Origin of the sequence: Dryocola mayonis, from assembly GCF_051307045.1 — a bacterium.
Classification (GTDB): domain Bacteria; phylum Pseudomonadota; class Gammaproteobacteria; order Enterobacterales; family Enterobacteriaceae; genus Dryocola.
This window is the reverse complement of sequence record NZ_CP150452.1, coordinates 1176478-1199907: the sequence shown is the minus strand read 5'-3', so window position 1 is coordinate 1199907 and position 23430 is coordinate 1176478. Positions and strand designations below refer to the sequence as shown.

The window sequence follows — 23430 nt, the reverse complement described above, 5'->3', positions numbered from 1 at the left end:
TACCGATATCATGTTACCGGTATCAGAAACGCAGTGATTATGCTTAACAGCTTTTCACCTGAAAATTCGGCCCGAGGATAATCATTATGACCGAAATGACAGCTAGCTACGGCGCAGGCACCCTGCTTGGGATCGCGGCCTGTTCAGTTCTACTTCTGCTCTTACTTATCATGCGCTTTAAGGTGCATGCATTTTTAGCCTTAACTCTGGTAAGCGTTGCCGTGGCCCCTGGTCACCGGCGTGCCTTTCGATAAAATTGTCCCGACCATTTTAAGCGGTTTCGGCAGCACCCTTGCAGGCGTAGCCCTGCTGGTAGGCCTTGGCGCGATGATTGGTCGCCTGCTGGAGATCTCCGGCGGAGCAAAAGTGCTGGCGGATACGCTCATCGGCACCTTCGGCTCGCACCGTGCGCCGTTCGCGCTGGGCGTGGCCTCGTTACTGTTCGGTTTCCCCATCTTCTTTGACGCCGGCCTGGTGGTGATGCTGCCGATAATCTTCAGCGTGGCCAAACAGTTTGGCGGCTCTACGCTGAAATATGCGTTGCCTGCAGCCGGCGCGTTCGCCGTAATGCACGCCCTGCTGCCGCCGCATCCGGGTCCGGTCGCCGCCAGCGAGCTGCTGGGCGCGAACATCGGCCTGCTGGTGGTCGTCGGCCTGATTATCGCGCTGCCGACCTGGTATTTAGGGGCCTATCTGTTCGGCCTGTACGCGGGTAAAAAATTCGAAGTTCCGCTGCCCACCTCTTTTTTGGGCTCGGTAGAGGTCGATGAAAACCACCAGCCGCCTTCCTTTGGCATGGTGCTTTCCATTCTGCTGATGCCGCTGGTGTTAATTTTCCTTGATACCGGCCTGAATACCGCCACCGTGCTGGGCTGGGTGAGCGCGGACAGTACGCTGGTGAACTTCCTGCGCATGCTGGGCAAAACCCCAATCGCGCTGCTGATCACCGTGTTCTTCGCGCTGATAGTCTTTAGCGGCAGGCACAGCCGCCAGCATCTGGAAAAGGTGTGCGACGGCGCGCTCGGCCCGATCTGCGGCATTATTCTGGTCACCGGCGCGGGCGGCATGTTCGGCGGCGTGCTGCGTGCGAGCGGCATTGGCGATGCGCTGGCGGGCGTTCTGTCTGATACGGGTATGCCGGTTATCGTCGCCGCCTTCGTTATCTCAACCGCCCTGCGCGTGGCGCAAGGTTCCGCGACCGTTGCGCTGACAACGACCGCGGCGCTGGTTTCGCCGATGGTCGCCGCGACGGCGGGCCTGAGCCAGTTCGACCTGTGCTTTATCGTCGTCGCGATTGCCGGCGGTGCCACCGTGCTGTCCCACGTTAACGACTCCGGTTTCTGGCTGGTGGGCCGCTTCCTTGAAATGGACGAGAAGACCACGCTGAAGACCTGGACCGTCATGGAAACCCTGATCGGGACTATTGCCTTCCTGTTTGCGCTGGCAGGCAGTATCATCCTGTAATCAGCTGCTGGTACCTGTTTGTGACTCAGGTCACTTTTAACCGGGCGCCAGGCTCAGTATCATCGCTAAAGACCAGACCCTCATCGTTTACGGTGAGGGTTTTTCTTTGTACGGTTTCTATACTACGCACATGAGTGCCTGTTTTTTACACGGAGAGAATTATGTCCAGACCTGCCATCATCATTAACGACCTCGATGCCGAGCGTCTCGACCGCCTGCTGGAGCAGCCGCAGTACGCTACCCTTCCGGTGGCCCAGGCGCTGAACGCAGAGCTGGACCGTGCCGAGATGCGCAGCCCGGAAGCTATCCCTGCGGATGTGGTTACCATGAACAGCCGCGTAAAGTTCCGCGACCTGACGTCCGGAGAAGAGCATGTTCGCACGCTGGTTTATCCGGCCAACCTGACGGACAGCGATAGCCAGCTTTCCGTTATGGCGCCGGTCGGCGCCGCGCTGCTGGGCGTGCGCGTGGGGGATACCATTGACTGGACGTTGCCAAACGGTAATCAGACCCACCTTGAGGTGCTGGCGTTAGAGTTTCAGCCGGAAGCGGCCGGCGAGTTCCATCGCTAAGGCCTTTATCCTTGCTGGCGGATGTATCTTAGACGCCTGCTGATAAGCACTGCACAGGGGGAACGGTGAGTTTCCGTTCGCCCTGAACGCTATGCAGAAATTATATTATCCCTTCCGTCTTCACCCTTTACGCCAGGATAAAAAGAAAGGCCGCACAAAAAATTAATCATACGGGAAGTAAGGTTTTAGACGGTTATTTTGCGTAAGTTAAACAAGAGCCCATAAAGTTCCGCAATAAAATCATCCTGCACTCTTATTTTTAGCCTGACAAAGGGCGATATCTTTAAATATATTAATGTTCACAGCCCATCCAGCCAAAGATAAAACCGCTAAAAACAGTTTAAAATCCCTGATAATTCATGCGGCGTGATTATTACCATAAGCAAGGGTAAGACAAACGCAAATCGATCAACTTTTCAACATCCGCAATGCTTTACATTATTTTTATTACAAAAAACGATATCCATTAACCTGCGATCGTTTTTCTTAAAATATCCTCCTCTTTTTCTTGAGTTAATGTGTTGCGCGTCACTTTTTAATAGCGTAAAAATGACGCCGGGAAGCCAGGCCTCCCGCCTGCGCTTCGGCAAGCGGTGCATTTGCCGCTTTGCTGGCCAGCAAGAAACCCGCCGGGGCAAGCACGTCAGGCGCTTTAACCCCGTAATCGTGAGCCGTCGAACAACAATGAATGTTAAATGAATTTAATCATTAATTTGTGTGATGAGTTGTGCATTGCTTATGGCATAGCTAAAATAAATTATGCTTACAGGAGGGGTTTAGCGCCTTATTAAAATGAATAAATCCTATTTTTCTGTAAATAACTGGCTGATCGACTTTCCCTCCGGTTCTCTCCTTCACCTGACGACCGGTGAAAAAAAGAGGCTGGGTGAATATCAATTAAAGCTCCTCGAAGTGTTTATCCAGAATATGGGGGTAATACTCACTCGCGAAGAGCTGACCAACCTTGTCTGGGAAGGCAGGGTTATCGGCAGTAATAGCTTACCGAACGCTATCCATGCCCTACGTACGGCGCTTGAGGACGACGGCAAGCAGCAAAGGATCATCAAGACCATACCAAAAAAAGGGTATTTATTAGAGGCGATATATTGCTGCTCGATAATAAAGGATGAGGATGAAATAAAGGATAAGGATGACGCTTTCGGGCAGGAAGGCTCGCCCGTCTTCTTATCGGAACCGCAGATGGCCGGGCCCGTACTGTCAGAACAAGAAGAGCGAGCGGCGCAAATCCCCTCGCCGCGTCCGGAAATTATCGAAGGCCAGGTAATGAATGCCGTGCCGGCGTCGCCCCAGGTGTCGGTTCAGCAATATCGCCGCCTGTTTATCACGCTCGTTACGGTGATCCTGGTCGCGCTGATCGCCTGCGCGGGCATGTGGTATTACCTTGCGGGCAAACAAAATCGTCTGCTGATTGAAGAGCAGGAAACCAACGTCTACAGCAATATCCGCCTCTACGAAATTTTTCCTGCCGACACTCCGAACCGCAATCGCAATAAGGATAAGCTGTACGGCAAGCTCAAAGATACGCTCTATCAGCTTAACCAGATGCTTAAAGCGCAGTCCACCAGCATGGACGTTTACTACCAGAGCGTCGATCAAACCCTGAATTACACTTTTTCGATGCAAAGCCGCTGCGACAGCAAACAGCTGGCCATGGCTATCTACCACTGGCGTATCGACGCCCTGCAATTAAACAACCTGATCCTGCGGGAAACGAAGAGGAAGCTCAATGAAATGGCTATTTGTTCCAGTGAATAAGTGGTTAGCCGGCGGAGCGCTATTGCTGGCGATATTGATAGCGGCCGGCTTCTTTATGTGGCCGGCAAAACCACCTCTTCCGCAAAAAATTCAGGCCGTTGTGCAGATGGGATTTTACGATCTGATGTCCCAGCGTAAAGAGATATACAACTCCAGCATGAAGACCGTCGGCAATACCATCCTGACGACCATTACCAGCCCGGACGACAGCCGCTTCGTGCTGAAAGGAAAGTTCACCCGGCTTGAGCTTGAAGAGGGGAAGATGTTCTTTTCCTATACGCCTATCTACTCAAGCACCCTTCGTTCGGGCCTGATGATTGACGGCCTGGTGGATTTACTGCTGCATATGGACGTCTGGATGGAGCCGCTGCGGCTGGGGGATCAGCCTATCGTGGTCGGCCAGAGCGGGATGATCTTTCTCTACCCGCTGCATCGATAATAAAAGCGTGCCTTGCTGCCGGGGCACGCTGAAGCGGCTTTGGCTCCTCTTTCAGGTCGCGTTATGCGTAACGCTCCATATCAATACCTTCGTCGCGCATTGACGCCAGGCGATAGCGCAGTGCCCGCGGAGTGATACCTAAGAATTCCGCGGTTTTCGATTTATTGCCCTTATGGCGCTTTAGCAAATCAAGAATATACCGGTACTCCGCCATGCGGCCGTGCAGTTTGACGTTGCGGGCAGCAGAAGAGACATCGCGCAGGCCGCCGCTTTGCGTTTCCTTATAGGCGGGCATCACCTCAGCGGCAGAGACTTTGGGTAAAGGAGCGCTCCGCGTCAGACCAAAATCACGTGGGGTCATCTGCGCGCCGTTACATAAAATCAGCCCGCGCTGGATGACGTTTTCAAGTTCGCGCACGTTACCCGGCCAGTCGTAGCTCATTAAGGCATTACGCGCCTCGTCGCTAAGGCGGGTTTTTCCCTGGTGGAAAGCCTGGTATTTGTTAATAAAGCGCAAAGCCAGAGGAATGATATCCTGTTTGCGCTCACGTAACGGCAGAAGATGAATCGGCACTACGGAAATGCGATAAAAAAGATCCTGGCGGAAGCGGCCCTTCGGCAATTTCAACCTGCAAATCTTTATTTGTCGAAGCCAGCAGACGAATATCCAGCGGAATGCTGGTGTGGCTTCCGAGGCGTTCGACCTCCTGCTCCTGCAGCACGCGTAATAATTTGGCCTGCAGCGCAAGTGGCATATCACCGATTTCATCCAGCAATAATGTACCGCCGTTCGCCTGCTCAAACTTACCCGGCACGCTGGTGACGGCCCCCTCAAATGCGCCTTTCTCATAGCCGAATAAAATAGCCTCCAGCATATTCTCCGGAATAGCGGCGCAGTTCACGCCAACGTAGGGGGCATTTTTATCAGCGGCGCTTTCATGAATATATTTTGCAACGCACTCTTTACCGGTTCCCGTTTCTCCGGTAATCAACACCGGCACATTAAAACTTGCTACACGGTGGGCTAAGGCAAATACGTTTACGCTTGCAGGATCGCTGGCAATAAAACTACTTTCATTACGTGCTTTACAGTCAACAACAATATTCATAAGGCGTCACCAACTCACATTTAAAACCTGACTAACGAAGTCAACAAAGAAGCGCCGGGCGCTTTATAAGTTGAGATAGAAAAGTTAGCGTGCTGGCCGGACGGTATTTATTACCGGCTTTATAAGCCATTCGCCAGGATATTTCAGATATTCAACCGCTCTTGTCAGGTATCACGGCATTCAGTGAGGACGAGTATACCCAGCCGCTAAGAATTGTCTTGTTTTTAATGGGTATTAAAAAATTAATCTTTTAAAATCAATGTATTACAAAAAATATTAATGGTGATTAATCATACAGAAATAAGTCATAGGGCGCCTGATAACCCAGAGATCGCTGAGCAAGAAAGAGGCTGAGCGTTGTGCTTGGAAATTTTATTGCCCAACGCGCATTAAAAATATGAAAATTGCGAGCAGATAACAATATAAAACCATGCTCACCGCATGGCTTTATACAATCGCAAAAGGAAGTAAATAAAATAACCGCGCTTGCGTTGCAAGGAAAATGGCAGGCTTAGAATTCCTACTGATCTAAATAACGCAGCTTCCAGCTTACCAGGGTACGCGGCATAAACTTAGGGTCTTTGTTCTCTGAGGTGTAATAATGCAGCTCAAGCTCGCCGTTTGCCGCAGGAGAGATACGCGCCGCCCATATTTTGCCTGCCGGGGTATACATGATAATCGCCGTTCGACGGTTCGCCGCGCCGTGCACCCACATCGACAGCACCCGGGCGCCTATATTGTCTATATCTTCCTGATAGATATAGACGTTGGCGGTTTCGACAAATTTCTGATAGTCATCGCCGGTCAGCGCCCGGAACTGCAGATCTCGCGCTTCGTTGTCAAAAATCCCCATGGATAACAAGGTTGGCTTCGGGCGGGGATCGTGTTCCGCTTTTTCGTAGCGCCCGTCCAGAAAGACTCCGGAAGGCATCGACAGCCGGCAGCCCCAGTCGGCGTTGCTGTGCACCTGAAGAGAGCCATCTTTGCCGGGAATAATCAGCAGCTTGCAGTTAGTGGTGTCTTTTACTTTTTCGACTACCGCCAGGCCGTAAAATTTGCGTGCCTCCGCCGTAAAATCATCGTTATTCAGCCCGGCCCAGGCCCGTATATCGACAGTGACGCTCCATTCAGCGCTGCGGCTGAACTGGATGGTTCCGCCGCTCATATTAGGCGCGCGCATATTCCACCACTGCCCCTGCCAGTTAAAACTGCCGTCCGCATCAGAAATTTTACTGATGCCTTCGTAATAGGCGCGCTCAATACAGCTTTCCGTGGTGCAGCTTTCCAGCGACGCCTCCCAATCGAGGTAATCTTTATGCACCCTGGCGGAGTCGTTTTTGACAAGCATAGCGCGATAAATCACCGTCATGGTGCTGTCCAGCCAGTGGAGGTTATCGTCGTTGCAGATGGTATTTTCAAGCGGTGAGCTGGCTCGCTGGCAGTTTACCGCCAGCACGCTGCCGCTAAAAAAACTCAGGCAAATAAGCAGGCCAGGGACGAAGGGTTTTAACATAGCTTAAGGAAACTCTGAAGGCATATGCAAACATTCTGGTCCAAAAGTCCTGTCCTTTGCAAATGAAATGCTGCCGGCGGATAAATTAAAAATAATGAAAACGCCACGTTAAAAAATTTAACGCTGGCGTTTTATGCGCCGGTTATATATTTGATGGCAAATAATTGATAAGGAATAAAGGAATTTTATGCCGACTCGCGCAGCACCAGTTCGCCGGAAATAATGATTTTTTGCGCGGGCAGCGCGGGCGCTTTTATTTTATTGACTATAAGGGTCGCCGCCTGGCGGCCCGTCTCCTCGCTTGAGGCCGAGACGTAGCTGAACAACGGCGACGTCAGGTTGATATGCATCATATCCTCAAAGCCTATCAGCGAAACCTGCTGGGTCAGAAACACGTCTTTACCCACGGTGCGCCCTACCTGCTGAATGCCGCTCAGACAGCCGATGATAACGGGCGGGGAGTGGCAAAGAATGGCGGTGATTTTGTTACTTTGCTCAAGCAGCAGGCGGGTTGCCGTAGCCGCCGCCAGCGTATCATTATCGCAGGCCGGCGCCCACTCTTCACGAAACGGCAAATCGTACTGCGCGAGGGCGCCGCGATAGCCCAACAGCCGCTCCTGGCGTATCAGGCAGCCATGGGTACCGCCGAGATAAGCGATATTACGGTGTCCGCGTTCAATCAGATAACGTGTTGCCTGGTTCCCGGCCTGGCGGTTATCCCGCCCGATAATATCTCTGCTGCTGGTGACGGAAGATTCAGAGATAACCACCGTCGGCAACGGGCATTGCGTAATGAGATCGGGTACGGAAGAGGAGCGATGATCGGCATGCAGATAGATGACCCCCGCTACGCCCTGCTGGGTAAAAGAGGTTAAGCACTGACGCAGCTGCTGCCCCTCGTCCTGCGGCTGGCCGAGAAACACCATGAAGCCCTGTTTCTCAAGCTGTTGTACGACGCTTGCCGTCACGCTCACGGAAAACGAGTCGGAAAAGTCGCGGATAATCAGGCCTATCAGGTTCGAGGTATTGGAGCGCAGGTTGGCCGCCGCCGTGTTATGGACGTAGCCAAGCTGCCTGATGGCGGCGTTGACCTTGTCGATAGTGGCTTCGGAGATCTTACCCTTGTTACGCAGCACCAGCGACACCGTAGAGACGGAAACGCCCGCCAGCTGGGCTACATCAATGATATTGACCTTTTTCATCCTGTCTCGGTTACCACTCATCCATTTATTTCAATCCCCTGCAAACATACAGGAGGCCGAGTCCTTTGCCTATATCCCGTCAAGCATTCGAGCCGCAGGTAGGCGGCAAGGGAGCTTATCCCCAGTCACTTACTTAAGTAAGTGACTGGGGTAAGGGAGTGCAGCCAACACCCCTGCGGCTCGAAGGATTACGGGAGATTTACTTGCCAATCATCGTCGACATGGTCTGCGCGATAAACTGCGCCCGGGCGCCGAATATCACCTGAATGCCCGAGTCGCCGACAAACACCACGCCGCGCGCGCCGAGGCTGTTCAGGCCGTCTTTATCCACCTTATCGCTCTTGTCCACTTCCAGACGCAGACGCGTAATGCACGAACCGACAGAGCTGATGTTATCCGCGCCGCCCAGCAGGCCGATGATATCGCCGGCCAGTTCGGTATCGGTTTTGTCATTGGCGTTCGCCGTAACATCCGCGCGGCCCGGCGTTTTGACATCGAAGCGACGAATCACGAAGCGGAAGGTGAAGTAGTAAATCAGCGCCATCGGCACGCCGACGACCACCGCCATCAGGAAGTTCGTCTGATAGCCGTTAAACGACGGCAGGATGCCGAAGGAGATATAGTCGATCATCCCCGCCGAGAAGGACTTGGCGATATGCGCGTGCAGCAGATACATACACATATAGGACAGCCCGGCCATAATTGCATTAAACACATACAAGATTGGCGCGACGAAGATAAAGGTGAACTCAACCGGCTCGGTGATGCCCGTCAGGAAACAGGTCAGCGCCGCGGAGAACAGAATGCCGGAGGCGATTTTCTTATTTTTGGTGTTCGCTTCGTGGTACATCGCAAGACAGGCGGCGGGCAGCGCAAACAGCATCAGCGGGAATTCGCCCTGCATAAATTTGCCGGCGTTCTGGTAGCTGTCGCTGCTGAAGGATTTCGCGCCCTCTTCGAGCATCTTGAACCAGATCGTCTGGTCGCCGTGAATCACCTGGCCTGCGTGGGTGGTGTATTCACCAAACGAATACCAGAACGACGGATACCAGATATGGTGCAGGCCAAGCGGGATAAGCGCACGCTCGGTGAGGCCGAAGATAAAGGTGGATAACGCCTGGTTGTCGCCGTTCACAATCACCGACAGCGAATCAATTCCCGACTGGATGTACTGCCAGATCCACGGCAACGCCATGCCGAGCAGGAAGGAGAGGAACGCCGTAGCGATAGCAACAAAACGCTTGCCGGAGAAAAAGCCCAGGAACTCGGGAAGCTGCATGGTGTGGAACTTGTTATAGCACCACGCGGCGAGAATGCCGGAAATCAGCCCGCCGAAGACGCCCATCTGCAGCGTCGGAATGCCCACAACCATGGCATATTTTCCGCCCGCCGCCGCCATTTCCGGCGTGATGTGCAGCACGGTGCCGATGGTGACGTTAATAATAAAGACCGAGACCGCCGCCGACAGCGCGGCAATGCCCGACTCCGCCGCCAGGCCTACCGCAGAACCAATGGCGAACAGCATCGGCAGGTTATCGAAGATAACCCCGCCGGCGTTCATCATCAAAGGCAGATGGAACTTATCGCCGAAGGCCAGCAGCAGGCCCGCCGCAGGAAGCAGCGAAATAGGCAGCATTAATGCACGGCCTATCATCGACAGTTTGGACAACGATTTTGTCATGCTTGATAACACACTCATAGAAAATCCCCCGGTGTTGACGCTGCCATCGCGTTTTGTTTACGCGTTTTTATGGTAAGTAGAACGTTCTAGTAGAACGTTCTACTTATAGTGGCGAAAGGTTTTTTACGCGGCAACTAAAATCTGAGTTGTAGCCATACTGTTATCGAATATTTGAAGTTGCGCAGGTTTTGACCTGCTATTTATGTGGGAATCGGGCGGGGAATGACGCAAAACAATCCCTCTCCGCAAGGGAGAGGGATAAAGCGAAGGTAAAAACCTATTCCTGAACCGTGATGCTCAGGCTTTCGAAACTTACCGTCTGGCCGGCCACAATTTTGCAGCGCTTGCGGGTTTCCACTTCGCCGTCCACCTTCACCAGGCCTTCGGCAATCACCGCTTTCGCCTGCGCGCCGCTTTCGCACCAGCCTTCGAGCTTCAGCAGATCGCACAGTTCAACGTGGGGGTGTTTTCCTAATGAGAAGGTCGCCATTTTACTCTCCATCGACATCATGATATTCCTCGCAGGCCTGCAAGGTATTCTGGATAAGAGTGGCGACGGTCATTGGGCCAACGCCACCCGGAACCGGCGTAATATACGAGGCTTTGGCGGCGGCTTCATCATAATTAACGTCGCCGACAACCTTGCCGTTCTCCAGACGGTTGATGCCGACGTCCACGACGATGGCCCCTTCTTTGATCCACTCGCCCGGAATAAAGCCCGGTTTGCCGACGGCAACGATGACTAAATCCGCGTTCTCGACGTGGTGACGCAGGTTTTTAGTAAAGCGGTGCGTGACGGTGGTGGTGCAGCCCGCCAGCAGCAGCTCCATGCTCATTGGGCGGCCAACGATGTTCGACGCGCCGATCACCACGGCGTTCAGGCCATAGGTATCGATGTTGTAACGCTCAAGCAGCGTCACGATACCGCGCGGCGTGCAGGGGCGCAGACGCGGCGCGCGCTGGCACAGGCGGCCGACGTTATACGGGTGGAAACCGTCAACGTCTTTATCCGGATCGATACGCTCGAGCACTTTGACGTTATCAATACCGGCCGGCAGCGGAAGCTGAACCAGAATGCCGTCGATCTCTTTGTCCGCGTTGAGCGTATCAATCAGCTCCAGCAGCTCGGCTTCGGTGGTGGTGTCAGGCAGATCGTAAGAGCGGGAAATAAAGCCCACCTCTTCACAAGCTTTGCGTTTGCTGCCGACATAAATCTGCGATGCGGGGTTGTCGCCGACCAGCACAACGGCCAGGCCCGGAGCGCGTTTTCCTGCGGCAACCCGGGCTTTTACAATTTCTGCCACTTCAAGCCGTACCTGCTGCGCAATCGTTTTACCGTCAATAATCTTTGCTGCCATCAGTCAGAGAATTCCGTCTGTAATCAAAAAGGGAGGGGGTTGTTGGTATTTTGTCAGAAGCTACGCCCGCTGTCAGGCAAAGTTCAGCGTTTATGCTCAATTGTCGCGCAGGTGGTTGAAAAGCCATTGACTAGAAAGGCGCTGACCGTATAATCCCGCCTAACCACAGGGCGCCCTTAGCTCAGTTGGATAGAGCAACGGCCTTCTAAGCCGTAGGTCGCAGGTTCGAGCCCTGCAGGGCGTACCATTAAATTTTGCTGTTTGCCAACTTCCTCAGATTCTCCCAAAATTTCAATTACCCTGGCGCGCATGCTGGCAATAAAACGTGCAGACCTGCGCGTTGACCTTTGCATAATCAGATAACCCTCTTTAAATGCATTTCCTGTATTTACTGGCTCCCATAATTGAATATGGCCCGTTCAAGTTGCTGCGTGGTGAATAACAGACAATAAAAAAACCGCTCGCTGCAGGATTATTTGAAGTATTTTCCTGCGGGCGGTTTTCTCCACTCTTAAAAAACTTAGACGCCAGGATGATGCAAAGTCAACCTCTCTGGCCAGCAGCGGTATAAACATCAGGGGCGCTGCAGCTGGTGGTGGATTACAGCCATTTCTAAGCTGCCTGTACGGCAGTGAACAACCAAAAGCCGAGCGTAACGATATCGCCATCTTTCTAAGCTGCCTGTACGGCAGTGAACCCGTCTCGGTAACAAGCATTACACGATTGAGGTTTCTAAGCTGCCTGTACGGCAGTGAACGATGCTATCAGGAATATTATTGGTACATTAACTTTCTAAGCTGCCTGTACGGCAGAGCACATCAGAGAAGATGTAAACGCGGCAACCCGTCTTTTCTAAGCTGCCTGTACGGCAGTGCACCGAAGCAAATTCAGATTTGGCTCATCGAGATAGTTTCTAAGCTGCCTGTACGGCAGTGCACTTTGGTGTGGTTGCCATGTTCTGCATCTTATTTTTCTAAGCTGCCTGTACGGCAGTGCACATCCGTTACGCCGACACGTTCGAGCGCATTGCTTTCTAAGCTGCCTGTACGGCAGTGAACTTACTTTTTCGACTTCTACGTCCATGTCCATTTTTCTAAGCTGCCTGTACGGCAGTGAACACCAATTCGGGAAGTGATATAGCCGGTTTGCTTTTCTAAGCCTGTACGGCAGTGAAGCTGCTCTCACGCCCCTTGTTTGCTTTAGATATCAATAAATGGCAATTTTCTGCGCGGCCGCGGTGATGACTGTATTATTGCTTTCGCCATCGCCTCGCCTATTTCCGCACAAACGACCAGCCCCTGAACAAAAGGCTTATCGTGCATAAGGTAGGGTAAGGCGCCAAAGGCAATGCGCCCACGCACGCACGCAGGTTCCAGCAGCGTGTAATCGTCGCCGACATCCGGAATATCCTCCCCGGTCGCCTGCAGCTGTTTTCTTAACGTCGGAAACGGCAGATCTTTTGTTTTCAGCGCCTTTTGGCCACGCGCATCAATAAAAACGTCAAACTCATACCTGTTTTCATGGGCAAAAATCACGGTCTGGTTCTCTTTCACTTCCATCTCGTAATTCGTGCCCAGCTCAAGAATGCTGATAATCCCGGCTTCACGCAGCGCCAGCAGCCTGCGGATGGACTGGGAAGGAATAGCCGCATAGTTATCGATAAAGACCCGGGCGAGGCCCGAGTCGAACCTTTTCCCATCCTGCTCGTTAAGATGAGGAACGATTTCCTGCACGGCCTCATGTAAGCGCAGAATGGTGTAACGCCACGGCACGGTATGCCGGTCGCGTTTGTTACGCTCGACTTCATAAAGGTTTGCTTCCGCCCAGTGGAAGGGATCGTTTTTTTTGCGATCGGCAAACCAGGCTTGCGCAAAACTGTCGGCGTCCAGCGTATTAAGAGAGATGTATTCGCTCCATGCCGGATCCGCCAATTCAATCTCCTTCACCATGAGGCTGAACACCCGGTCGAGCAGGCCGTCTGCCCCGGCCGCAATCTCATTCTCGATAGCTTTTTCCGTCACGATGCTTAAAGGTTCATAGGGAATGGGACAGTAGAAGTCCGCTTCCGGCAGGATGCCTGAGCGGGACATGAGCACGATGCTAAGCCGCTCGCTGCCCTCATCGCGGTTAAACTGAATTCGTTCATCATCCGTCTCGACAAACTCACCATGCTGCACAACCACCGCCATCGCTGCGTCAATAGCGCTCAAAGAGGTGCCTAATATGCCAATCCTGCACGCCGCGATTTTTGCATCCATCAGCCCTGACCAGGGGCTTGGGAAGTAATTGCGGGAAGTGGCCTGCTCTTCAGGCCAGACGTGGCCCGGTGGCGATAACGGCGAGGTCAAAAAGCTTCGACGCCGCTCCGGCCTGCGTCCACAGCTTTATGCCATCGGGGGTGGCTTCCAGATCGGTCACCTGGCAGGACTCATGTATATTCACTTCAAAACCCTGCTTTTTCGCCTGTTCGACCAGCGTCAGAAACTGGTCGCGGAAATACTCGCCGAGAAGAATGCGCGGCAGAAACTGTCGCACGTGCAGCGAAGAAGACTGCACGCCATAGCGCGCCAGATGGCTTTCGCTCTGGCCGCGCAGCCAGTCGATATAGGTAGAAAAAACAGGAGGAATTTCAATGCTGGCGATGTTCGCCAGCATCATTCTGGAATTTTCTTCATTGCTGTAAGGCATGCCGACGCCGGCCTCGCTGGCCTGCTCGTAGACGGAAACTGAAAGCGGCACTTTATTTTTTAAAAGGGAATAAAAAGTATAAATGCCCGTAGGCCCCGCGCCGATAATAGCAATCTTCTTCATTACTGTTCTCCCGTCGTTATTGTTATGCCCCCCTTCCATATGCAGGGGATTTGGTTCATCCCATGCGGCCCTGTTGCGGGCTGCACAGGAAAATACCTCACTGAATAAGTGTGGATGAAAACGCTTATTGCGCCACATCGAGACATTTTAAGAGCACGGGTTGTAAACGAGGATAAGGCACGGCAATGGCCGCTTCTTTTACCTTCGCCGCGGCCCTGCGAGCGCTAAAAATAAAAGCGCTCCGGGACTTTGCGGACGGCTTGCTGACGTGCATCAAAATAAATATTTAAAAAAACAAAAAGTTATCTTATTTAAACCCACCGCCGGCTAAAAAATAATCTATACTGTTGTGGCTCCACACCAGCAGCTGTTAAATCCCTGATGTCCTTGCACACCATCCTGAGAGAACGTTTCTAATCTGATTCAACAACTGCTCCTGCGCGTCAACTTCGCACGATGAGCAAAAACATGAAAATAAATGTTAAACAATGGCTTACTACTAAATCACAGAAACCGCAGCCCGAGCGCCCCCTCTGGCAAGGCGGTGAGCCGGCCAATGACAATACGATAAGGGCCGAGCTGTTTTCGACGATTCAGATGGAGCGCTACGGGCAAAAGCTCGCCCGCTCGCACAAGCTCTCGCCCGAAAAGATGCCTTATTACTTATTAAAGCGGCTGGAAGAAAACGAAGTCATCATCACCCGCAACTGTTACCTGCTTAATGCCGGCGACAAAGCCAGCATCACGCCGGCGGGCGAGTGGCTGCTCGACAATTATTACCTTATCGAAGAGCAAATCCGCGTGGTACGCCACCATTTACCGAAGGATTTCGGTAAAGGTCTGCCCCCGCTCGCGCCTCCCCATAACTGCCCGCGCATCTACGATATCGCCTCCGAGGCTATCGCTCACGGCGACGGGCGCTGGGATGCGGCCAGCCTGACCAGCTATATCGCAGCTTATCAGCAGGTGACTCCGCTTACGCTGGGCGAGCTGTGGGCGCTGCCCGGCATGCTGCGCCTGGCGCTGATCGAAAACTTACGCCGCGTGAGTATCGAAGTGGCTGACGCGCAAAGAGAGCGCAACCTGGCGGACGTCTGGGTAACGCGCATCTTTGAATGCGCCGAAAACGCCCCGGCGGATCTGATTATGGTGATCGCCGATATGGCCCGCTCCCGTCCGCCGCTGAGCAGCGCCTTCGTGGCCGAACTGGTGCGCCGCCTGCAGGGGCGCGGCAATATGCTCTCTTTGCCGCTCACCTGGGTTGAACAGCGCCTGGCGGAGTCGGGCGTGAGCACCGATTTCCTCATCCACCGTTTTAACCAGCAGCTTGCCGCAAGCCAGCTTTCCGTCAGCAACAGCATCGCCGGGCTGCGCCTGCTCAGCGAAACCAACTGGGCGGATTTTGCCGAAGAGATGAGCCTGGTGGAACGGACCCTGCGCGAGGACCCGTCCGGCATTTATCCGGCCATGCACTTTGATACCCGCGACAACTACCGCCACGTTATCGAAAGGCTGGCCCGCCACAGCAGCTACAGCGAACCTGCGGTCGCCCGGCATATTCTGGCGCTGGCGCAGCAGGCGCGAAGCGGCACGCCCGAAAGCCACGTCGGCTATTACCTGATTGACGAAGGACGGCCGAAGCTCGAAAACGAGCTGGCGGCCAACACCTCATGGACCATCCGTCTGCGCCACAGTTTTAACCAGGTGCCTTTGCTTTCCTGGCTCGGCAGCCTGAGCCTGCTGACCACCGCTTTCACCGCCAGCATCCTGTTTCACACCTGGCGACAGGGCATGACCTGGCCGCTCTGGCTGATGGCGCTGCCGCTTGTTCTGCTCGTCAGCCAGCTCGCCAGCAATTTGCTTAGCGAGGCGACCACGCGTTTTCGCTCCCCCATGCCGCTGCCGCGCATGGATTTTTCATCCGGCATTCCCGCGCAGTTCACCACCATGGTGGTCATCCCCTGCCTGCTCGGCAGCCGCGAAGGGATAAACAAGCTGCTCAACAGCCTTGAGGTTTGCTATCTCGGCAACACCACGCCTAACCTCTATTTTGCCCTGCTGACCGACTTTAAAGATTCGCCGACGCAGTCGTCGCCGGAGAACGACGCCTTACTGCACTGGGGCCCGGGCGCAAACGCAAAATCTCAATCGTCGCTACGCGTCGGTTGAGCGCCCGCTGTTCTTCCTCCTGCACCGCGAGCCGCAGTGGAACGAGCAGCAGGGCGTCTGGATGGGCTATGAGCGTAAGCGCGGCAAGCTGTCGATGCTCAACAGCTGGCTGCGTAAGCCGGCTAAGCAGTTTTCCGAACTCCACAGCAATACCGTCACCCCGCCTGCCGGGGTGAAATATGTCATCACGCTGGACAGCGACACCGTGCTGCCGCGCGACACGGCCCACAAGCTGGTGGCGACGATGGCGCACCCGCTCAATCATCCCGTCTACGATCCGGCAAAGCAAAGAGTGGTAAAAGGCTACGGCATCCTGCAGCCGGGGCTTGCCGAAGAGATGCCCCGCAACGGACAGGGGCGCTATGCCGCCATGTGCAGCAGCATACCGGGCAACGACCCCTACTCGATGATGTCATCGGATATTTATCAGGATCTTTTCGGCGAAGGCTCGTTTGTCGGCAAGGGGATCTACGACGTTGATACCTTTACCCTCGCCAACCACAACACCTGCCCTGAGAACCTGGTGCTGAGCCACGATCTGCTTGAGGGCTGCTATGCGCGTTCGGGTCTGCTGAGCGAGGTGCTGCTTTATGAGCAGTACCCGAATAACTACCTGACCGACGTGGCGAGGCATAGCCGCTGGATACGCGGCGACTGGCAGCTGCTCAACTGGCTAAAACCGCGCGTGAGAAAAGCCGATGGTTCGCGGGATAAAAACCCGCTCAGCACGCTTTCCCGCTGGAAGTTGCTGGACAACCTGCGCCGCAGCCTGGTCGCGCCTTCATTGCTGATACTGCTGTTCTGCGCGCTGCTGCTGGTGCCTAACCCTTTATACTGGCTGGCGATGCTGGCCATCACTATCCTGCTGCCCACGGCGCTGGTCGTGGCCCAGGACGTAATCAAAAAGCCGGCCAGACGGCCTTTCCTGCAGCATCTTCGCCTGGTGTCGTCGGGGGCCATCAAACGCCTGCTGCGCATTGGGCTCGGCTTTGCCACCCTGCCCCATGAAGCGGGCTATTCCCTTTACGCCATAGCGTTAACCCTGTGGCGGCTCGGCGTCAGCCATCGCAACCTGAGCCAGTGGGCCAGCTTTGAGCAAAGCCCGGCGCGGGGGAAAATATCTCCTGTGCAGTTTTATCTGGCGATGTGGCTGAACGTCGTCGCCGGCGTAGCGCTGATCTCCCTGACGGCCAGGCAGTCGCCGATGCTGTTGATTTTTGCCCTGCCGATCGGCGTGGTGTGGTGTCTGGCGCCGCTTTTGCTCAGCTGGCTGAGCCGCGAGCCGGTGCGCCATGCTCCTTCTCTTAACGCGGCGCAAAAACGCCTGCTGCGCCAGTCAAGCCGTGAGATCTGGGCCTTCTTTGAAACCTTCGCCACCGCCAAAGAGAACTGGCTGCCGCCGGATAACTTCCAGGAAATACCCCAGCCGGTGATTGCCCATCGAACCTCGCCGACCAATATCGGGCTGTCCTTGATGGCCAACCTCACCGCCTGGGATTTCGGCTACCTGCCGCAGGGGGAAATGCTGCAGCGCATCACGCTCACCCTGGATACGCTGGATAAAATGGAGCATTACCGCGGCCATTTATATAACTGGTACGACACGCGCACCCTGCAACCGCTCAATCCTCGCTATATCTCAAGCGTCGACAGCGGCAACATGGCCGGTCACCTGCTCACGCTCTGCGAAGGCTTAACGCAAATACGTTCTCTGCCGGTGCTCGACTGCGCAAGGGTGCTGGCGGGCCTCGACGATACGCTGCAAATTCTGGAGACGGCCTGGGGCCAGCATGCGCCCACCTCATTGCGCCAGTTCCGTAAACACTGCAGCGCCGCCGCCACGCTTCATCCGGCGCAGCTCTTCCCGGAGCTGAAAAACATGCGCGCGCAGAGCAATCGCCTGCACGCGCTTTGCAGCCACGAAGATGGACGCATTCGCCGCTGGGTCGATCATCTTCAGCATCAGCTGGTGATTATCTGTCACGAATGGTCGCAGCTGCTGGGCTGGATACCGCATGACTGGAGCGATAAAGCGCTTCCCTCGCTGACCTGGATTGCGCAGGCGAAATACACCGGCGAAGGCACGCCGTCCGAGTCCGCAATCCGCCACGCCCGCACGCGGCTGGATATTATTACCGAACTCGAACAGCGCCTGGCGGAACACGCGCGCATGGACTTCACTTTCCTTTATAACGAGGTCACCAGCCTGCTTAGCGTGGGCTATAACTGCGATAACAACCGGCTTGATAACAGCCATTACGATTTGCTACCTTCGGAGATTCGTCTCACCAGCTTCCTTGCTATCGCCACCAACCAGCTGCCGCTTAAGAGCTGGTTCGCGCTGGGCCGCCTGTTTACCACCATTGATAACGAAACCGCGCTGATGTCCTGGAGCGGCTCGATGTTTGAATATCTGATGCCGAACCTGGTGATGCCGACCTATCCGGGCAGCCTGCTTGCGGAGATGAGCCAGTCGGCGGTCAACCGTCAGATTGACTGGGGCAAAGAGCGCGGCGTGCCCTGGGGCATCTCGGAGTCGGGCTACTACTCGTTTGACGCGCTGCAAAATTACCAGTACCACGCGTTCGGCGTGCCCGGCCTCGGCCTGCGCCGCGGCCTGGCGGATGACATGGTTATCGCTCCCTACGCCACGCTTATGGCCTTAACTATCGCGCCGCAAAAAGCCTGCGAGAACCTCGCGACCCTTGAAAAAAGCGGCGCCCGGGGCGAGTACGGCTTTTATGAAGCGCTGGACTACACGCCTTCTCGTCTGGCCAGCGGCCAAATGTACGCGGTAGTGCGTTCGTGGATGGCCCACCATCAGGGAATGGCTTTCCAGGCGCTCTCCCACGTGCTGCTTGACGCGCCGATGGTCGACCGATTTATGTCCAGCCCCGCCTTCCAGTCCGCGCATCTGTTATTGCAGGAGCGCGTCCCGGATGCGGTCGAGCTGTACAGCCCGCGCCGCCACTTTGAATCCCATGAAGGCGTTCTGCAGCCGGTTCAGTATGAAACACGTCAGTTCAACGACGTGGACAGCCTGATTCCCGAAATCCAGCTTCTTTCCAATACCGATTACCACCTGATGCTCACCCAGTCCGGCGGCGGATACAGCCGCTGGAAAGACCTGGCGCTTACCCGCTGGCGCAGCGACGCCACCTGCGACAACTGGGGCGCGTTTTGCTTTATCAGCGATCCTAAGAGCGGCGAAGTCTGGAGCAACACCTGGCAGCCAACGGGCGATCCGGTAAACCAGTACGACGTTATCTTCACCGACGCCGGAGCAGAGTTTAAGCTCACCGCCGGCTCGATCGGCGTAAAAACGCAGATTGTCGTTTCGCCGGAAGATGACATTGAGCTGCGCCGCGTCACGCTGCTGCACCGCGGACGCCAGCCGCGCACCATCGAACTGACCACCTACGCGGAAGTCGTGCTGGCTCCCGCCACCAGCGACCAGGCGCACCCGGCGTTCAGCAATCTGTTTGTGCAAACGGAGCTGGTGCCCGAGCAGGAGGCGATACTCTGCCATCGCCGTCCGCGCGCGCCGGACGAACGCTCTCCGTGGATGTTCCATATGGCGGTGGTTCACGGCGAAACGCAGAAAAACGCCTCCTTCGAAACCGACCGCGCTAAATTCCTTGGCCGGGGCAGAACGCCGGCCAACGCGCTTGCCGTTGAGCAAAGCGGGCCGCTGAGCAACACGGCCGGGCCGGTGCTGGACCCGATAATAGCCATCCGTCACGCCATCGTTTTGCACCCCGGCTTGCCGGTCATCGTCGATATTATTTACGGCGTCACGGAAAGCCGTCAGCAAAGCCAGGCGCTGATTGAGAAGTATCGCGACCACCCGATAGCCGACCGCGTGTTTGAGCTTGCCTGGTCGCACAGCCAGATCGTATTACGGCAGATTAACGCCAACGAAGACGACGCCACGCTGTTTAACCGGCTGGCAAGCGCGGTGCTTTTCCCCAGCCCCGAGCTGCGAGCGGCTTCCAAAACGATCTGCCGAAACAGGCGCGGGCAGTCCGGCCTGTGGGGCTGGGCGATTTCCGGCGACCTGCCGATTGTGGTGCTCAACGTCACCAGCGATGAAAGCATTCTGCTGATGACCACCATGATTCAGGCGCACCACTACTGGCGCCTGAAAGGGCTGGCGGTCGATCTGGTTATCCTTAACGACACCCAGGGCGGCTACCAGCAGGAGCTGCAAAATCAGATTACGGATTTAATCGTCGCCAGCTCCGAGGCCAGCCAGATAGATAAGCCCGGCGGTATTTTTGTGCGCAACGGCGAGCATATGTCCGCCGAGGATCGTCTGCTGCTGCTGAGCGTGGCGCAGATTGTGCTTGATGACCGCTCGGGCGGTCTGAAAGAGCAGTTGAACCAGCGCATTCAGACAACGCTTACCGCGCCGCAGGCTTTTGTTCCCCGCAGCGGGCTGCCTGAAAACCAGCACGATCCCTGGCAGCCCGACGCCAGCGCGCTGGTCTTTTTCAACGGCCGCGGAGGATTCTCCCAGGACGGCCGCGAATACCAGATCACGCTTGGCGAAAACGACCAGACGCCGGCCCCGTGGTCAAACGTGCTGGCAAACGCCGGCTTCGGCAGCGTTATCTCCGAGGCGGGCCAGGCCTATACCTGGTATGAAAACGCCCATGAGTATCGCCTCACGCCGTGGGAAAACGATCCCGTCAGCGATCGCTCCGGAGAAGCTTTCTACCTGCGCGACGAAGAGAGCGGCGCCGTCTGGTCGCCGACGACGCTGCCGGTGCGCGGCGAGGGTGCCTATCTCTCGCGCCACGGCTTTGGCTATAGCGTATTCGCCCACCGGGAGACGGGCATCGACAGCGAGCTCACTATCCTGGTGGCCGAGCACGCGCCGGTAAAAATTGCGATTCTGACGCTAAGCAACACCTCGGGGCGCACGCGCACCATTTCCGCCACCGGCTATGTGGAGTGGACGCTTGGCGAATCGCGCACCAAATCAGCGATGCATATCGTCAGCCGCGCTTCCGGTACGGGCCGCGGCTGCGGGTTGCTGGCGAATAACTACTACAGCAGCAACGGTTCGGAAAGGACGGCCTTCTTCGCCGTCACCGGCGTGCACTGCTCCGTCACGGGCGACCGCCGCGAATTCCTCGGCCGCAACGGTTCACAGCGCGATCCGGCAGCGATGAGGCAGCGGCATCTTTCGGGCAAAACCGGCGCCGGGTATGACCCGTGCGGCGCGGTGCAGTCGGCCACTACCCTTATCGACGGCGATCAGCGAACCTTCGTCTTTGTGCTGGGAATAGGTCAGAACCAGCAGGATGCGGAGTCGATGATCAACCAGTACCTCAGCGAAGAGGCCGCCCACGGCGAGCTTGCCAACGTGCATCGTTACTGGCACAGCATGCTGGATAAAATTGTCGTCACCACGCCGGACCCGGCGGTCAACCTGCTGACGAACGGCTGGCTGCTCTACCAGACGATCGCCTGCCGCATTATGGCCCGCAGCGGCTATTACCAGTCCGGCGGCGCCTTTGGCTTCCGCGACCAGCTGCAGGATACGCTGGCACTAAGCCACGCCGCGCCGGAGCGCCTGCGCGAGCAGATCCTGCTGTGCGCCACCCGTCAGTTTGTCGAAGGCGACGTTCAGCACTGGTGGCATCCGCCGTCAGGCAACGGCGTGCGTACGCGCTGCTCGGATGACTACCTCTGGCTGCCGCTCGCCATTTGCCATTATGTGGAAACGACCGGCGACAGCGGCCTGCTTGAACAGCGCCTGCCCTACCTTGAAGGCAGGCAGCTGCTGCCGGGCGAAGAGTCCGCCTACGAGCAGCCCGTCGTCAGCGCGCTTGAAGAGTCGCTGTGGCTTCACGGCGTGAAGGCCATTCGCAACGGCCTGCGGTTTGGCCAGCACGGCCTGCCGCTGATGGGGGCCGGGGACTGGAACGACGGCATGAATCTGGTCGGGCTTGAGGGCAAGGGCGAAAGCGTCTGGCTGGGCTTCTTCCTCTACGATATTTTGCAGCGTTTTGCGGCGCTGGCCGAACAGCGTCAGGATCGCGACATCGCGACGCTGTGCCATGTCGAGGCGGAAAAATTACAGAAAAACCTTGAAGCCCATGCCTGGGACGGCGCCTGGTATCGACGGGGCTATTTCGACAGCGGAGAACCGCTTGGCTCACGCGCCTCGAAGGAGTGCCGGATAGACGCCATCGCCCAGAGCTGGTCCGTCTTGTCCGGCGCGGCCAGCGCCGAACGTAGCGCCCAGGCGATGCAGGCTCTGGATGAGCGCCTCGTGGATCGGGACGCGGGGTTAATCAAACTCCTGACGCCGCCGTTTAACGGCAACGGCCCGAACCCGGGCTATATCCAGGGCTACCTGCCGGGCGTGCGTGAAAACGGCGGCCAGTACACCCACGGCGCCATCTGGGCGGTAATGGCCTTTGCCCGCAGCGGCAATACCGAACGCGCATGGCAGCTGTGGTCGATGATAAATCCGATCAACCATGGTCTCGACGAGCAGGCGGTGGATCGCTATAAAGTCGAGCCGTACGTGATGACCGCGGACGTCTACAGCGTGGAGCCGCACACCGGACGCGGCGGCTGGAGCTGGTATACCGGCTCTGCGGGCTGGGCTTATCGGCTGCTGGTTGAATCGCTGCTGGGCATTCAGCGGCACGGCGCCGCAATTTCTGTCCATCCTCAGCTTCCCCGCGACTGGCCGTCGGTGAACCTTGTCTACCAGCACGGAAACAGCCATTACAAGATAAACGTCACCCGCGCAGAAGGAGACTATCGCGTCACGCTGGACGGCAGCGCGCTGCCTGACGACAAGATTTATCTTGCCGATGACGGACAGTGGCATGAAGTGGAAATCTTGCAGCAATAATTTCCAGGACGGATAGGCGCTTAGCGCGACGGGCTTGCGGACGCAAAGAAAGCAGGCCCGTTCACCGCTTAGCCAAAAACACCTCTACACCGCCAGCGCGCAGGTTTGCGCTACCGTCTGATTTCACCGACAATGCCCGCGTTTAACTTTACCTTAACGATAAAACCGGGTTATCTCGCTATGAAACATCCTCTTGAAGCCCTGATGAGCGCGGGCAGCATTTTACTGCTGGCGTTTCTGTCCTGCCTGCTGCTCCCTGCTCCGCAGCTTACTTTGCAGCTTGCCCATAAGCTGATGGCGATGTTCCATCTGCTCGATTTGAACCAGCTCTACACGATTATCTTCTGCATATGGTTCCTGCTGCTGGGCACGATTGAGTACTTTGTGATTCGCTTCGTCTGGCGCCGGTGGTTTTCGCTCGAACGAGGGTAACCGACTGTTTTCAGATAAATACTGACG

9 protein-coding genes, 1 tRNA gene, 4 pseudogenes and 1 CRISPR repeat array are annotated in these 23430 nt (G+C 55.8%); of the genes and pseudogenes, 7 read left to right on the top strand and 7 right to left on the bottom strand.

Features of this window, described 5'->3' with window-relative positions; genetic code table 11:
- Nucleotides 1-86 precede the first annotated feature (86 nt).
- From WLO32_RS05745 to WLO32_RS05730, 4 genes and pseudogenes are all read left to right on the top strand, one after another.
- Nucleotides 87-1464 (top strand): annotated as a pseudogene (locus WLO32_RS05745) (GntP family permease).
- 161 nt (nt 1465-1625) lie between these two features.
- Entirely contained in the window at nt 1626-2036 is a 411-nt protein-coding gene (gene rnk, locus WLO32_RS05740) for a nucleoside diphosphate kinase regulator (protein WP_435947540.1), read from the top strand.
- Between the two features lie 792 nt (nt 2037-2828).
- Nucleotides 2829-3812, top strand: a complete 984-nt coding sequence (locus WLO32_RS05735) for a winged helix-turn-helix domain-containing protein (protein ID WP_435947539.1) — start codon at nt 2829-2831, stop codon at nt 3810-3812.
- The gene (locus WLO32_RS05730; protein ID WP_435947538.1) at nt 3784-4251 is read left to right on the top strand and encodes a hypothetical protein; all 468 of its coding nucleotides are present in this window, start codon (nt 3784-3786) and stop codon (nt 4249-4251) included. The genes WLO32_RS05735 and WLO32_RS05730 overlap by 29 nt, the downstream gene beginning before the upstream one ends.
- 61 nt (nt 4252-4312) lie before the next feature.
- On the opposite strand, the pseudogene WLO32_RS05725 reads toward WLO32_RS05730, so the two are convergent.
- The 6 genes and pseudogenes from WLO32_RS05725 to folD all read right to left on the bottom strand — a co-directional run bounded on the left by WLO32_RS05725 (nt 4313) and on the right by folD (nt 11114).
- Nucleotides 4313-5360: pseudogene (locus WLO32_RS05725) on the bottom strand (sigma-54 interaction domain-containing protein).
- A 520-nt stretch (nt 5361-5880) separates the two neighbouring features.
- Nucleotides 5881-6873, bottom strand: coding sequence for a lysozyme inhibitor LprI family protein (locus WLO32_RS05720; RefSeq protein ID WP_435947537.1), 993 nt, complete (start codon nt 6871-6873; stop codon nt 5881-5883).
- A gap of 185 nt (nt 6874-7058) precedes the next feature.
- Nucleotides 7059-8075, bottom strand: a complete 1017-nt coding sequence (malI, locus tag WLO32_RS05715; protein ID WP_435947536.1) for a Mal regulon transcriptional regulator MalI — start codon at nt 8073-8075, stop codon at nt 7059-7061.
- 199 nt (nt 8076-8274) lie between these two features.
- Nucleotides 8275-9774: a PTS transporter subunit EIIC gene (locus WLO32_RS05710; RefSeq protein ID WP_435947535.1), complete on the bottom strand. Its 1500-nt coding sequence runs from the start codon at nt 9772-9774 to the stop codon at nt 8275-8277.
- A gap of 259 nt (nt 9775-10033) precedes the next feature.
- Entirely contained in the window at nt 10034-10246 is a 213-nt protein-coding gene (ybcJ, locus tag WLO32_RS05705; protein WP_435947534.1) for a ribosome-associated protein YbcJ, read from the bottom strand.
- Between the two features lies 1 nt (nt 10247).
- The gene (gene folD / locus WLO32_RS05700) at nt 10248-11114 is read right to left on the bottom strand and encodes a bifunctional methylenetetrahydrofolate dehydrogenase/methenyltetrahydrofolate cyclohydrolase FolD (RefSeq protein ID WP_121265613.1); all 867 of its coding nucleotides are present in this window, start codon (nt 11112-11114) and stop codon (nt 10248-10250) included.
- 170 nt (nt 11115-11284) lie between these two features.
- Here folD and WLO32_RS05695 point away from each other — a divergent pair.
- Nucleotides 11285-11361 (top strand) — tRNA-Arg (locus WLO32_RS05695).
- A 362-nt stretch (nt 11362-11723) separates the two neighbouring features.
- Nucleotides 11724-12232: a CRISPR direct-repeat array (repeat unit 28 nt; unit sequence TTTCTAAGCTGCCTGTACGGCAGTGAAC).
- A gap of 81 nt (nt 12233-12313) precedes the next feature.
- On the opposite strand, the pseudogene WLO32_RS05690 reads toward WLO32_RS05695, so the two are convergent.
- Nucleotides 12314-13925: pseudogene (locus WLO32_RS05690) on the bottom strand (FAD-NAD(P)-binding protein).
- A 468-nt stretch (nt 13926-14393) separates the two neighbouring features.
- On the opposite strand from WLO32_RS05690, the pseudogene WLO32_RS05685 reads away from it, so the two are divergent.
- Both WLO32_RS05685 and WLO32_RS05680 read left to right on the top strand, forming a co-directional pair.
- Nucleotides 14394-22971, top strand: a pseudogene (locus WLO32_RS05685) (GH36-type glycosyl hydrolase domain-containing protein).
- Between the two features lie 180 nt (nt 22972-23151).
- Entirely contained in the window at nt 23152-23403 is a 252-nt protein-coding gene (locus WLO32_RS05680; RefSeq protein ID WP_435947533.1) for a DUF1158 domain-containing protein, read from the top strand.
- Nucleotides 23404-23430: the final 27 nt, after the last annotated feature.

Bases quoted from the DNA above. Each gene is read 5' to 3' on its own strand.
- rnk (WP_435947540.1), top strand. From the start codon at position 1,626: ATGTCCAGACCTGCCATCATCATTAACGACCTCGATGCCGAGCGTCTC.
- WLO32_RS05735 (WP_435947539.1), top strand. From the start codon at position 2,829: ATGAATAAATCCTATTTTTCTGTAAATAACTGGCTGATCGACTTTCCC.
- WLO32_RS05730 (WP_435947538.1), top strand. From the start codon at position 3,784: ATGAAATGGCTATTTGTTCCAGTGAATAAGTGGTTAGCCGGCGGAGCG.
- WLO32_RS05720 (WP_435947537.1), bottom strand. From the start codon at position 6,873: ATGTTAAAACCCTTCGTCCCTGGCCTGCTTATTTGCCTGAGTTTTTTT.
- malI (WP_435947536.1), bottom strand. From the start codon at position 8,075: ATGAAAAAGGTCAATATCATTGATGTAGCCCAGCTGGCGGGCGTTTCC.
- WLO32_RS05710 (WP_435947535.1), bottom strand. From the start codon at position 9,774: ATGAGTGTGTTATCAAGCATGACAAAATCGTTGTCCAAACTGTCGATG.
- ybcJ (WP_435947534.1), bottom strand. From the start codon at position 10,246: ATGGCGACCTTCTCATTAGGAAAACACCCCCACGTTGAACTGTGCGAT.
- folD (WP_121265613.1), bottom strand. From the start codon at position 11,114: ATGGCAGCAAAGATTATTGACGGTAAAACGATTGCGCAGCAGGTACGG.
- WLO32_RS05680 (WP_435947533.1), top strand. From the start codon at position 23,152: ATGAAACATCCTCTTGAAGCCCTGATGAGCGCGGGCAGCATTTTACTG.